Annotated in this window: 12 protein-coding genes; 1 reads left to right on the top strand and 11 read right to left on the bottom strand. The window is 40.8% G+C overall.

Translation table 11 applies throughout. The features are described 5' to 3' along the window. Positions 1–4 precede the first annotated feature (4 nt). Positions 5–2,038: a GAF domain-containing sensor histidine kinase gene (locus CRO56_RS14415; RefSeq protein WP_097159321.1), complete on the bottom strand. Its 2,034-nt coding sequence runs from the start codon at positions 2,036–2,038 to the stop codon at positions 5–7. 219 nt (positions 2,039–2,257) lie between these two features. Here CRO56_RS14415 and CRO56_RS14420 point away from each other — a divergent pair, with 219 nt between their 5' ends. Continuing rightward, entirely contained in the window at positions 2,258–2,758 is a 501-nt protein-coding gene (locus CRO56_RS14420) for a GNAT family N-acetyltransferase (RefSeq protein WP_097159322.1), read from the top strand. Between the two features lie 162 nt (positions 2,759–2,920). Here the strand turns inward: CRO56_RS14420 and CRO56_RS14425 are convergent, their stop codons facing one another. The 10 genes from CRO56_RS14425 to CRO56_RS14470 all read right to left on the bottom strand — a co-directional run bounded on the left by CRO56_RS14425 (position 2,921) and on the right by CRO56_RS14470 (position 14,183). Then, positions 2,921–3,712 carry a 3D domain-containing protein gene (locus tag CRO56_RS14425; protein WP_097159323.1) on the bottom strand — a complete coding sequence of 264 codons (792 nt, stop codon included), beginning with the start codon at positions 3,710–3,712 and terminating at the stop codon, positions 2,921–2,923. Positions 3,713–4,158: 446 nt separating this feature from the next. Then, positions 4,159–4,923, bottom strand: a complete 765-nt coding sequence (locus tag CRO56_RS14430) for a DUF2087 domain-containing protein (RefSeq protein WP_097159324.1) — start codon at positions 4,921–4,923, stop codon at positions 4,159–4,161. Positions 4,924–5,114: 191 nt separating this feature from the next. After that, the gene (locus tag CRO56_RS14435; RefSeq protein WP_245855895.1) at positions 5,115–6,587 is read right to left on the bottom strand and encodes a DHA2 family efflux MFS transporter permease subunit; all 1,473 of its coding nucleotides are present in this window, start codon (positions 6,585–6,587) and stop codon (positions 5,115–5,117) included. A 111-nt stretch (positions 6,588–6,698) separates the two neighbouring features. Continuing rightward, positions 6,699–7,478, bottom strand: coding sequence for a helix-turn-helix domain-containing protein (locus CRO56_RS14440; RefSeq protein ID WP_097159325.1), 780 nt, complete (start codon positions 7,476–7,478; stop codon positions 6,699–6,701). Positions 7,479–8,048: 570 nt separating this feature from the next. Beyond that, positions 8,049–9,023 (bottom strand): Gfo/Idh/MocA family protein, encoded by a 975-nt coding sequence (locus CRO56_RS14445; RefSeq protein WP_097159326.1) that lies wholly within the window; start codon positions 9,021–9,023, stop codon positions 8,049–8,051. After that, positions 9,020–9,724: a hypothetical protein gene (locus tag CRO56_RS14450; RefSeq protein ID WP_097159327.1), complete on the bottom strand. Its 705-nt coding sequence runs from the start codon at positions 9,722–9,724 to the stop codon at positions 9,020–9,022. The genes CRO56_RS14445 and CRO56_RS14450 overlap by 4 nt, the downstream gene beginning before the upstream one ends. A 7-nt stretch (positions 9,725–9,731) precedes the next feature. Beyond that, positions 9,732–10,580: a sugar phosphate isomerase/epimerase family protein gene (locus tag CRO56_RS14455; protein ID WP_097159328.1), complete on the bottom strand. Its 849-nt coding sequence runs from the start codon at positions 10,578–10,580 to the stop codon at positions 9,732–9,734. Further along, a complete protein-coding gene (locus tag CRO56_RS14460) occupies positions 10,577–11,563 on the bottom strand; it encodes an acetylxylan esterase (protein WP_097159329.1) in 987 nt (328 codons plus the stop codon). The genes CRO56_RS14455 and CRO56_RS14460 overlap by 4 nt, the downstream gene beginning before the upstream one ends. A gap of 20 nt (positions 11,564–11,583) precedes the next feature. Next, a complete protein-coding gene (locus CRO56_RS14465; protein WP_097159330.1) occupies positions 11,584–13,131 on the bottom strand; it encodes an FAD-dependent oxidoreductase in 1,548 nt (515 codons plus the stop codon). Then, on the bottom strand, positions 13,131–14,183 hold the full coding sequence (locus CRO56_RS14470; protein ID WP_097159331.1) for a Gfo/Idh/MocA family protein: 1,053 nt from the start codon (positions 14,181–14,183) through the stop codon (positions 13,131–13,133). Before CRO56_RS14470 ends, CRO56_RS14465 begins: the two co-directional genes overlap by 1 nt. Between the last annotated feature and the right edge of the window lie 13 nt (positions 14,184–14,196).

Raw genomic sequence — 14,196 nt, forward strand, 5'->3', positions numbered from 1 at the left:
TATCTTATATAGGCAGCTCTGCGAGAATCTCTGTTCCGCCAGCAGTCGGTGAATAAACGGAAAAACTCCCCCCTAGCTCTTCTGCCCTCTCCTTCATCGACTTAATTCCAATTCCAAATAGGAGACTATGAGAAAGCCCAAGTCCATCATCTATAACAGAAAGTAGAAGCTTTTCATTAAGAGTGATATCGATAATGCACTTTTTTGCACCAGAATGACGGACCACATTTGTAATAGCTTCCTGTACGATCCGATATACGGCTACTTCTACTGCTGCTGGAAGAGGGGGAAATGATTCCGGCCCCTTTACGATAAAGTGAATCGGACCCATTTTATAATGGGAAGTCAATTCTCGGATCGCAGATAAGAGTCCAAGTTCATCTAAGGTGGATGGTCTTAAAGAATAAACCAGTCTTCTAATATCTTGAATCAATTGTTTTATTTGTGAATCCATTTCTATTAATAGTTTCTGTGATTTGAATGGTTCTTTGTTCATAATCGTTTGGGCTACATCGATTTTTATCGCCAGACTTGCTAGACTTGGTCCTAGCCCATCGTGTAAATCTCTGCGCAGCCGGCGCCGTTCTTCTTCACGTGCATTCACAAGTTTTTCTCTGGACCATTGTAAATCCTTATAAAGAAGAATGGAGTGGGCAACGATCCCGACTTGACGTGCCATGTCATGAAGCACTTTTAAATCAGCCTGACTAAAGGGTTCAGCAGAGGAACGATGAGAAAGCAGCAATGTCCCCAGTTGCTGTCCTTGATAAAGCAAGGGAATCTCGACTCCGACTTCCCGCGCTTCTCCAAATGAAGCAACAATCTGGTCAGATCCTCTTTCATTTAATTGAACCGCTGCATAAGGAATTTTTAAGGCTTGTGATAATGTTTTTACAACGAGCGGAAGAACGTGATCTGTACTTCTTGATACTTCCAGAATTGAGTTTAATTGATTTAAAATCTTATAGGGATTGTCTCTGTCTCCGAATATAAGCCGATTTACAATAGATTGAAGCCGTTCTTTTAATGGCTGAAAACAGACGGCAATGATCCCGGCCGTAATAATAGAGGCAAGAAGATTATCTTCAGACTGAAAAAAACGGCTTAATAAACCAACCATCAAGACATAAAACAAAATTACAAATAAACTGAGGGCTCCATAAAGAATGGTTCGATGAATAACTATATTAATATCCCAAAGTTTATATTTAAAAATAGCAAACCCTATAGAGATTGGAATTAAGATTGAACTCGCTGTATAAAACAACTCCGTTGCAAATTTTAAGGTAACACCCAGCTGGCCGATAAAGTTTAAAGATAATAAGGCTATAAAATACATGGCTATACTGTATAGATACCATTTCATTTGCTGGCGCTGAATTTGATCTGATTTTTTTACATAACGGTAGGTTTGAGAGAAAACAAGAATGAGATGAAGGGTAACCCAGGTAACAATACTGGTCCAGATTGGCCACGTCTCTAAATCTATGAAGCTCCCAGGAAGATAAACCGTACCGGCACCTACGACTATCCATAAAAGCGCCGCTAACAGAGACCAGCTTGGAACAAATTTCCCGTCGGGCAGAACGAGGAATAAAACCAAATAGGTTCCGCCAAAAATGCTGATGATATGATAAAAAAACGTCCACTCTGGGAATTGTTCTGGAAAAGAAAACGAAATTCCAGCACCTAAGGAAATAAACACCATGGCGACGTACAGATTAAATACCATGCTTTCTTTTCGAAAAAGAAGCAATCCTGAAATAACATAAAATACAAGTGCCTCGATTAAGTCCAACGCAATTTTAAATCCGGTATACGCTTTAAGAGAAAGTCCCATTTCCTCTAATTGAATGACTTCCTTAACAGTGAGTTGACTCGTTTCCAAACAGCCATTATTCGGGGAATCACAAACGGTTTGGTAAGAGTCTAACCGAATCGGGAAATCTAAGAAAAACAGATATAAAGTTAGTAAAGCCATCACGAGCCAAATTAACCTAGACACCCATAGTTTTGAATCATATATACGTACCCTCATCCGATTCTCCTAAAGTCAATTTGTTAACGTTACATTTTATGCAAAATCATCCTATTACTTCTTCTAATTGAGTTCTATTTATTACCGGAAAATTCCTTTATTCCGATGGCAGTCAAAAAAAAACACTATTTCATTTATCGAGTTTTCATCTATAATTAGGAATAAAAATTTATCACTTGTTACGAATCGGATAATCGTAATAATACAGGGGGAATCCGCATGCTTCATATTAGAGAGGCTGTTTTAGATGATTTACCGGCTATGCTGGAGATCTACAATGAGGCGGTTCGTACGCTTACGGCTACCTTCGACTTAGAGGAACAAACACTGGCAGAAAGGAAGCAATGGTTTGAGAAGTTTGGGGAAAGGTATCCGCTTATTGCCGCAGAATATAACGGAGAAGTTGTGGGGTACAGCAGCTTAAGTAAATTCAGGGAAAAACCTGCTTACTCCCAATCAACTGAACTGTCCATATACATATCTTCTAAACATCGGGGTCTTGGGATTGGGAGCGCGCTTATGACCGAAATCCTTCAGCATGCCAAAGAGCTGGGCTATCATACTGTGATCGCTGGCATAACGGCAGGAAATGAAGGCAGTGTCAAACTACACGAAAAATTCGGGTTTGAATATATGGGACGCTTTAAAGAAGTCGGGTTTAAATTCGGTGCGTGGCAGGATGTCCTCAACTATCAGTACATGATTACTGAATCAAAATAAAATTAACAGGGGGCTGTCTAAAAAGTCAGGTAACTCTAACTTTCTAGACAGCCCCTTTACATTTTCCATTGTAATATATGGGTGTGTTAAACTTCGATGTTGATTTCCGCTCCAGGCACTTCGCTTTCCGCGGGCGGTACGGGGAGCCTCCTCACTATTTTGCTATTCAATGATCGTTACTTTCACCTGTTTTCTGCCCCATTGGACTGCTTCTTCATAGTCCGGGATAAACACATCAATCTTGTTTCCTTTGATTGCTCCGCCAGTATCTGCGGCAGTTGCATATCCGTATCCTTCCACATAGACTTTTGAACCTAGCGGGATTACAGACGGATCAACTGAGATTACTTTTGCATCTGGATTTTCTTTTAAATTGATACCAGTTGCTGTAATTCCTGAACAGCCTTCACATGACGCCGTATAAGCAGTGGCCACTACGATTATTTCTTTCCCTTCTGGTTCTTCATTGGTTTGCTGAGAGGTTGTATCTTGCTTACTTGCAGCCGTTTGTTTTAATGAGACAGTTTCTGTATTTGTATTTTCCTTTGCTGAATTCTCTGTTTTTACACTTTCTGCCTCTATTTTAGTATTATTTTGTACATCCGTAAAAATCGTTAAATTTAATCCAGGGTGGATTAAATCACAAGTCAGGTTGTTCCACTCCATTAATTGATCTACAGTTATCCCATGTTCCTGTGAAATCCCCCATAGAGTGTCACCTTTTTCTACAACGTAGTTTGTAGAAGGTGAGATTTCAAGAACGTCATTTGGATAAATCAGATGACTAGTTAAATTATTTAATTTTTTGATAGATTCGACGGAAACCCCGTATGCTTTAGAAAAATCCCAAAGCGTGTCCCCTTTATGTACGACTACTTGTTCTGCCTGAGCAGGTGCAGCGGCTGTTGCAAGGATCGCCGCAGATGCAATAAAAGATAAAACTCTTTTTTTCATTTTGTTCCTCCTCTAGCCGTTTTTTATGTGGACTATCTTATCAAAGTTTTCTTACAGAAAAAGAACGGAAAGGTATTAAATAGATGACTATAATAACAGATTCATAACAATATGACAGAGAGGGGGTTTTTTAGGCCATATTTCACATAAACGAACGGAAAACCCTAAAGCTTGTACATAATCGAAAACAAAATGTAATCGTTTGGGATGAATTAACAGCCAGCTAAAATGAATAGTGAAGCGTTTCAAAACCAGGGCTGTCCGATAAGTCTTGGGGGACGATCTTGTATTAGACGAGGAGGCTCCCCGTACCGCCCGCGGAAAGCGTAGCACCTGGAGCGGAAATCAACATTCTCGTTCAACACAAAATTTTTTTAAAAAAATGAAAAAAAAAAGGGCTCCTAAAAAGTCATTTTCTCACTTTTTAAACAGCCCCTTCTTGTCTGCTATTGTTTAACCCAATATTGCGTACATTCCTTATTTCGATCCATAAATCCATATTCGATAAAGTAACGTCGAATGGTTGCAAAATCCGGATGAGCAGTCTTAATCACTTCATTGACTTCCCGCTCGGTATACTTTTTATTGACATCAAAACGTTTCAAAATTTGCTGCAATACAATAATCTTTCTCTTTTCTTTACTTGGGAAAGTATCCAGCGGTCCATCCGGCCCCTGTTTAAAATAGGTTGCTAACACCTTTTCTTTTTCTTCCTTCGTAATCGCATAACGGTCATCCACCATTTTCGCCCCCTTATGGAAAGTTATAAACTCTTGTGCACTTTCGTCTTTTTCTGTTTTTAAAAGTCCCATTAAAGCTAGGAACACCTTCGCTTGTTTCTCTTTTTCCTTTAGCTTAAACCGATGATTTCTTATCGTTGATGTGCTGCCGCCTTTGAGTAGACGAACAATTTCTTTATCAGATAACCCCTGTTTAAAATACACAAGCAGCTCTTTTTGATGATCAGAAAGACCGGTATATTTTTTTCCCATTTTCACTAGATAATCAAACATAGAGTGATGGACATCCTTTATATGCTGTTCTATTGCCTTTCTTGCTTCGAAAAATAACTCTCCCACTGGATAAATAATCCCGTCTTCAAAACCTTTATTGCAAATCAGGCAAACATATTCACCTGTATCCTGCTTAAAAATGTATCCTTGAGCCAGTTCCTCAACCGATGCGCTCCAAAACAATTCCTCACCATTCATTTAGTAAACGTAGCCTCATTTCATTTATGTTTATGTAAACATAATATAAAATTGTCTATTTATATGTCAACATTATTATTTTCTGTCCAAAAAAATAAGGACATTACCTATAATCAGTAATGTCCTTAAACTTATGAAGCAGTAACACACTCTGTTTGCACCTAGCATCGATTAAAATGCATTCATTCTTATCAGTTCGTAGCACCTTGCTTAATTTTCAATCTCTGTTCTTGCGATATAGGCCGTTTTATAAAAACTGATACAATCCATGCTGTGACTACTAATCCGAATCCAAACAAAAATGCTGTTTTCATTCCAGCAATCATCGCGAGAATCTTTAATTCAGCTGCATTTTCCATCATCAAATGATTTTCAATAAAACGAGTAGAACGATTGGTCATGATTGATACGAGCAACGCTGTCCCGACTGCTCCAGCAACCTGCTGAAGCGTACTGATAATCGCAGTACCGTGCGGATATAACGCAGGTGGCAGTTCGTTCAAAGCATTGGTCATAACCGGCATCATAACCATCGAAATCCCTAACATTAATAGTGTATTGAAAATCATAATCGTGCTGTAAGGGGTTGACAATGTGATAAAGGCAAATTGCCACAGAGTAATGGCGACCAGACCTAATCCAATAAGTGCAAGCCACTTAGCACCAAATTTATCAAATAATCGGCCTGTAATGGGGGACATAATCCCCATGACAATACCTCCTGGCAACATGACCAATCCTGCTTCTAACGGACTGTATCCCAACGCATTTTGGAGAAAAATGGGCAGCAGCATCATCGCAGAAAACATCGCCATCATGACAATCATCATAATCAGCGTCGATAATCTAAAAATGCGGTATTTAAATGTCCTTAAATCAAGCAGCGGTTGTGAAATCGTCAATTGCCTCCAAGTAAACAGAATCAAAGAAACAACTCCGATTGCAATTGGAAAGAGGACTTCATTGCTTGACCAGCCTCCATTTCCTTCACCAGAACTGCTGAATCCGTACACTATTCCACCGAAACCTAAGGTTGAAAGTAAAAGTGATAACGGATCAATCTTCGGATTAGTCGTCTCCGTTACGTTTTTGAGCTTCATATATGAAAATATAATAACAATCAATGCGATTGGCAGAACGCCATAAAAGAGAACTCGCCAACTGAAATGTTCAACAATGACCCCTGATAAAGTAGGTCCAATCGCTGGAGCAAATGTAATAACAATTCCAATTGTCCCCATTGCCGAACCTCTTTTTTCAATAGGAACGATGGAGAACACCACATTTGTTAATAAAGGAAAGAGCAGCCCAGTACCCGCTGCTTGAAACAGCCTTCCGATTATAAGCCATTCGATCCCTGGTGCGATAGCTGCTACAAATGTCCCAATTGTAAATAAACCCATAGCTCCAAGGAACAAGCTTCTTGTCGTAAACCTCTGAATTAAATAAGCCGTTACTGGAATAAGTACACCAATAACAAGAAGGTATCCGGTAGTCAACCATTGTGCGGTTCCTGGAAAGATTCCGAAATCATCCATGATTTTTGTCAATGCTACGTTTAAGAGTGTCTCATTCAAAATCGCTACAAACACACCGAGAATCATAATCATGACCAACAAAAAGTTGTCTCTGCTCCCGAATGTCCCCTCATTTCCTCTTGACATCATAAATTCTCCTTTTGCTAGCAATTAAATTTTGTTTTTTATCAATGTTTTTTGCCACACCTTACTATCTTATCACGTCACATTACATTTCATTTCTTTTCAATTGCTAAATTAACGAACGCGATTAAGAAATTTATTCATCAACAAAGGAAGGGAAATCAGAATCGGAGGATCATCCATACGAGGAGCGTGAAGCGTGACTGTTCGATGCAATACAGAAGTATGGGCAGGAACGAAGATCGGCTCCTTCAATCGGGTACGCAAAGTGTTATAAGGAAGCATGATATCCGTTGGCTGCATCCCCCACGAGACCGATGTAGCCATTAGATAATAAGTGCCTGGTTTGACGTTTGTAAAACAAAAATTCCCTAAAGAAGGAAGCAATGTTCCATAAATAGGAGGGCCTTCAGGAATGGGTTTGGCGAATAATCCGATCAAAATAAACCCCTCAAAAGGAATCTCTGATTGGACCGTCCCTTCTATTTTATTATGTTGGATTGCAGCAGGATCTAACGTGCTCCAATTGCTAATACTTTTTAATGATTGAAAGTGGTCCTCCGCCTGTATGATTGAATTCCGAAACTGAGATGGGGTCATCCCTACCCTTTCCGTAAAACGGGTTGTAAAAGTTCCGAGACTCTGTTGACCAATCTCTAGCCCAATATCTCTTATACTCAAATCAGTTCGTAATAACAATTCCTTTGCTTTTTGCAGCCGGAGGGAAGAAACATAATATAGCGGTGAAAGTCCAATTCTTTCTTTAAAAATGCGTGTAAAATGGTAAGGACTATATGCTACATGACTTGCCAACTGGGAAAGCGAAAGGGGCTCATAGATATTTTGTTGAATATAAGTGATAGCCTCGTCTATTTCTGAATATCGGTTAGTCATGATTTCTCCCCTTCCATAAAACTGATCTTATTAGCCTTATCATAATTGCTAACTCAAGTACCAAACCCTCACCGCCTAAATCTGGTGATTAAAGACACTCATTATAATTTAATTATATCAGAACAAATGTTCGTATGCAAACAATGGATTTTAACTATTATAGATCATAAAAAATCATTTTCTCTTGGTCGTTCAAGATAGCAATCGAGAAGAAAGCAAATTCATTATTAAAATACTATAATTCAAATAAATAATAAAATTTATGAAGCCTTGCAACAAGACGGAAAGGTAAACGGTCCTTTGGAGAAAACCTCCTTCACCCCTGCTCAGGCTAATATAACGGACAAATTCGGTGTAACCTTCACAATTGTGACTGAAATTCATAACTAAATAGAAATGGAGTGCTAGCATTTATTACTACACTCCATTTCTACTTTTGCTGGTTCCCCTTATAATATTTCAGCAAGAGATACGTTATTTATCAGTTTTCACAGGAAAATGTCCACTTTTAAAATAACGGAACAGGTATCAGCTAACGCCACGTTTCCCTCTCTTAACTATAACAAAGCCTTATAAATAAACCGTTTTTTTACTTTCACTAGAGTGATAAGCTGCCAGGGCCACTTCTAATGCTTTTAAACCATCCTTCCCAGTTATCGAAGGCGGTCTTTTTTGTTCAATACATTCGATAAAGTCGCGAATCAATCCGAAATCCATATCATTTCCGTAAAAAACATTAGAAAGGGACTTGGATCCACTCGAAAATTTACGAAAATGTTCCTTAAAGGCGTCCACTCTTACGGTTTGCTTCGTACCGATGACTTCAATCTTTACATCACCCCATGTCGGGTATTCCGCAAATCGAGACCAGCTTGCATCATGAGAAGCAATGACCCCATTTTCAAACTCAAGTGTAAGAATCCCTGCATCATCAATGTCGACATTGTGAAAAAAGGAATCGACCAGTGCATAAACAGCCTTTACTTCTTTCCCTAAATACCAGCGCATAATGTCGACCATATGAACGGTATGGTCTAACACCGCTCCTCCGCCAGATGACTCCGAATCAATAAACCAGCTCCCGGGATTTTGACCGCGGTTTGTAGTCCGAAAGGCTATAATATCTCCAAGTTCCCCGCTATCCACGATTTGCTTCAACTTTTGGATTGGGTTGCTAAAACGTACAGGGAATGCAATCTCCAATACAACCCCATTTTCCTCACACACCTTGATCATTTCTTCCGCGTCTTCAATCGTGGTGGCGATCGGTTTCTCACAAAGGATATGTTTTTTTGCATGGGCTGCATTTAGGACCATTTCCTTATGCCGGGCGTTTTCGCTGCACACAATCACGGCATCCATTTCTTTTTCAAGAAATATTTGTTGGTCGCTAAAATGACTCGTATTAAAGGCAGCAGCTGCATCTTTTCCTCTTTTTACATCATCATCAAAGATACAGGTTAATTCTACTTCTGGGAGCTGTGCCAATGCATGGGCATAACTGTATGCATGCATATGGGCAAAACTCATGATTCCAATCTTCATGATTCCGTACCTCCTTTAACAAGGGCATGAAACCTTTCCATCTTTGCTAAAAATTCAGGACTAAGCTTATGTGACTGTTCGATGATGGAATCTATCGTATAGTTGAGCGGAAATGAGGAATAAGCGTTTGGCACAAACGGATTCATCTCTTCACTATCAAACTCGAGGATAGTTTTAATCCCGCTCCACTCCCACTCGATCCGTTCCCCTTCGGCAAAGGTATATTCAAGATGAGCCATTGTTCCTTTGCTGAATTTAATAGTGAGAATGACATGGGATGGAGCAGCCTGTTGATCAGACTGAACAACTTTTACCCGTTCAGGGTCTCCGAATACAGCAGATAAAACATATAAATCTTCAGCCATTATTAAAGCATGATAATCATTTTTTATAAGCCTTCTAAATCGGAGTACTCCCTTTGTCTGCTCCCCGATTTCCTCAGCCATTTTCTTAAAAAATGGATAATTTTCGAGGTCAAAATAAACGGATAAATGATCCAACCCTATATGCTCCTGTTTTACATCTCCGCAAGGAATATATAGATGATATTCCCCAGTAAGATAGGAATCTAGCTGATCACTGGGCCAAACAACATAGGTGGCATTCTGATCTGTGAGTTGTTCGGGAGAATCTGCTAACACTGTCTTTCGAATACCTGTTTGATAGTCCAGCCGGTCCTTCCGGGCGAACACGACATCCATAAAAAGCTTACCCCCTGCCTAATAAATTTTTTAAACGCTGCACTGCTTCCTTGTTTGCTTCTTTCGCATCGTCAAAACCTTCATACTCGATCGATAGCCAGCCATTATATTGATCAGCCTTCAAACCGTTTACTATATAGGCGAGATCAACCTCGCCATCACCTGGCACAACACCGATTACCTCTACACCTTGCGTCGAACGGAATCCTTTTACCGGATTATTAGGTTCTTTTTTACGGAAGTCTTTAAAATGCACATGGATAATCTCGTCTTTTAAATAGTTAAAAGCCTCGGTTGGACCTTCATGAACTAAGAGAAAATTACCAGTGTCAAAGGTTGATTTGACATAAGGGCTGTCAACCATTTCAATGATTTCTTTTACTTGCTTGCTTTTCCCGGCGAGCAATCCATGGTTTTCGATCGCTAAATAAATTTCCTCAGCTTCAGCAACTTTTGCACATTCTCTCAACCCGTCAACAATCCAGCCCTGTCCATCTTCATAAGTTAAATCGCCATGCAAATCCCCGCAGAATACACGCACTATATGAGTGCCTAATTGTTTGGCGGTATAAATTCCATCTATCACTTTGGCAATTTCTGCGACCCTTTCCTCTTTAGACTCCTTCACAAAATTATTCGTGACATCATAAGCCGAAACTTGAAGATTGTAATTGGCTAACACCTCTAAAACTTCCTTTATTTCCTCGTCCTTGCTGCCCCGGCTTTTCCAATAAAAATCCAGGAGTTCCACCCCGTCCAGGTCAATGCTTTTGGCATATTGGATAAAATCAACTGTTGACCATCCCTCTTTTTGGATGGCTGAATTAAGACTATACATACTTATACTGATTTTCATCGTATTCCTCCTTTAATTTGCCGTTTGATAAATTGGAGTTTCTTTTCATCATGGAAGGAATTCAGTTCATGGATGAATTGCGGGTACACTTCGATTTTCTTATCACCAGCTCCTAAGTGGTTATAGGCTGCAAAAATAGTAGAAGGAGGGGTAACGGCGTCCTCTAATCCGATTGCCATTAACGTCGGACAATGAATCGACCCGCAAAAATGCATACTATCGATATACCCCAATGTCTTAAATACGTCCTTAAAGGTATCGTATTGGGGATCATTCCATTTAAAGTAATTTACAATTTCCATATAGGGGCCAGACAGAGCCACTTCAAACGCCCGTTCAAAATGAGCAAGAAAGGGCCAATCGGAAATGCAAAAATCGACTGCCCCGTCTAACCCTGCAGCACTAAGAGCAAGACCCCCGCCTTGAGAAGAGCCCATCACGCCTAACTTGCTTGGTTGAATGGGCGCTCCATCTGACCTGATCCACCTTAACTGGTAAAGAATGTCCCGATATACATTGGTATAGTAATAGGTTTCTGGATTCTCAATTCCGCGAAGCATCCAGCCTGGAATCCGGCTCCCTTTTTGATAAGTTCCATAATCCGGTGAGCGTCCTTGCCCCCGAACATCAAAAGCGATAATAGAAACGCCTAATGTCACCCATTTCAAAAAATCAATCGCTAAGCCGCAGCTTCCGGTATATCCATGAAAATGAAGAATCACAGGACCTTCTTTAATCTGTTTCGGTTTGACTAATAACCCTGTTAATGGCGTGTGATCCCAGCTTTCCAGCCACAGATCGGCTACCTCTATTTCGGGAGTCGGATAGTCTCGCCAATCGACGCTTACGCAGGGTATTTCGAGTTTTTCGATTCTGCCTTTTTGTTCATTCCAGAACGTTTCAAAGTCAGCTGGTTTGTTGCTTAACTCAGGTTTATACTTCCATAAAGCTTCGAGTGAAAAATCGCCGACCTGTCTGCCCATGCTCCTTCACCACACTCTATTTAAGAATAAAAATCACCTGGCCATTCCAGTTCAAAACCATCTTTACGCAATATGCTCTGGAAGTCTTTCAGTAAAGCTTTGTCTTCCCGAACAGCCTTTGGATTGGTTTGATTTTTAATGCAAAACGCAGCTAAAGCGCCACACGCTTCGCCAATATTCCATTCAGTCGGATGCAGCCGATAGCAGCCATTGGTAATATGAGTTGTGCCGATGTTTTTACACCCGGCTAATACATTGTCGACATCTTTCGGAATCAATGCCCCGAGCGGAATATGGTAGGGTAAAGCTTTAACATCGACATAGGTGCGCCCGGTCATGCTCGGATGAAGATCAATACTATACGACCCGATTCCAACTCTGTCCTCGTACAATGTCCCTGTTTTTCCCTGATTGAAGTCTGGCGAAACATCCTGTTCGACTACGGTATATTCTGCTTTAATTCGTCTTGATTCGCGGATATATGGAGCTTTCGCTAAGCCATCTTCGGTTTCAAATATATCAGTCCTCAAGCTTAAACCTGGGTAGCCTTTTTTGCCATCGGACCTCGGCGCTTCTGTCTGCAGCCAGTAAAGCAGAGAGAGGCTTAGCTGTTTCGCCTGGTAAATGTTCTTTTTCTTTTCGTTTTTCGATACCTCATAGATATTGCCTAAAAAATAATCGTTTTGCGGCCAGTTCATTAAGGTGATGTCTCCTGCTTGGATGGGGGATTTAAATTGTTTCTGATCATAGATGCGGCGGTATTCCCATAAAGAAAATCCAGATTCCTTAGGGAATAATGTATATTCCCGTTTTTCTAAAGTAATCGGATGTGGTGCATAAAAGCTAAGTAATGGAGCTGGCCAAATTGGCGGGTGGAAGCTTTTCCAGAAGTTATACATTGCGGGTTTCAGAATCACATGATTCTCATTTTCGCGATACTCCATTGCCAACACAAAGGTAAACGCCTGGATATCGTTTGAGTCAGCGGAATCTAAAGCATGAGGTTCACCCGTATCTGCTTTTGCTTCTGCTCCTGTTACATATTGCATCCCCGCTAACGGCAAAAACTCCCCTGTTTCAGTGGCGTCGATGAAGTAGGAAGCAATAAGCGGCCGGTCGCTGTTATCAAAATAGAGTTCTTGTACAGACCTGCCTCTTCTCTTAACCCCAGTAAGCTTGGTATTCCGTTTCAAAATCAATTGATTGGTTAACCGATAGGGCATTAGCATTTCCTGTAAAACATGGAGCGATACACGCGGGTCATGGCAGATTTTACTGACCCATCCGTTTCCCGGATTAAGCAGCTGATTCGGTTTTTCATAGGACATCATCCGCTCATACGTTTCTCTGACTCTATTGCGATAGTCACGATATCTGCGGGTGCAGCCAAATTCCTCAATCCAAGGGTGTTCATCGGGAGGAACGCCCTGTGCTGTAACCTGGCCCCCAATCCAGTCTGTTTCCTCTGTTAAAATCACGCGCAAGCCATGGTTACAGGCTGATAAGGCAGCGGCAATTCCGCCAAGACCGCCGCCTATGATGATGAGATCTGCATCCAAGCTATGCATTAAAGATAGACTTCCTTTCCTTTTTCCGCAGATTCATAGACTGCCTGAAGCATTTTCATGACTTCGACTCCATCAGCAACTGGAGCAAGCGGTTCCTTTCCCTCCAGACAGCATTCTACAAAGTGATGAATCTCATTATGAAAGGCTTTATTAAAGTCAAAGGCTAGACTATCAATTTGCGGCGTCACGTTTAAAATCGTATTATATTTTTCTGTTACGAGAGCCAGTTCAGGTTCGATTTCCGCTCCGCCTTTATCGCCATAAAGCTTGACGAAGAGCTCATCCTTCTTCGCCTGCAGGGTAAAACTGACATCGACCATCAGAGAAGCTCCATTTTCAAAGCGGATTAACGCATTGGTTAAATCCTCTACATCATTTAAATCGGGGTTATAGTCTGCCGCTTTATAGAAAGACAGATTTTGAATATTTTTTCTGTTCCCTAATTTTTTATAGGTATTGCCGCTTACGGAAACAGGACGCGGTTTTCCCATTAAATACCAGCAAATATCAATCATATGAACGCCTAAATCGATTAACGGTCCCCCGCCTGATTTTGAGCGGTCACTGAACCACCCGCCTGGATTTCCTAACCTCCTGAGACAAGAAGCTTTCGCATAATAGATTTCTCCGAGGTCTCCCTGGTCAATAAATGTTTTTAATAGCTGTGCATTGTCACCGTGGCGGCGGACAAACCCCACCTGCAGGATTTTTCCGGACCGTTTAACCGCCTCCTGGACAGCAAATGCCTCGTCTACATTCACACATAATGGCTTTTCGACCAATACATGCTTCCCCGCATCCAGGGCTGCGATTGCTATTTCAGCATGGGAATGATTCCAAGTACATATACTGACAGCTTCAATCTCATCATTTTTTAATAATTCACGGTAGTCACTGTACAGCTGACTAACCCCGTATTGCTTTCCTTTTTCAAACAGACGGCTTTCATTACTATCACAAAAAGCCACTAACTCTGCCTGTTGATTCGCCAGATAAGGTTCAATGTGATACTGTGAAATCGAGCCTACCCCAATTACCCCTACTTTTAACATGAGATTTCCCCCT

Source organism: Bacillus oleivorans, assembly GCF_900207585.1.
Lineage (GTDB): Bacteria > Bacillota > Bacilli > Bacillales > JC228 > Bacillus_BF > Bacillus_BF oleivorans.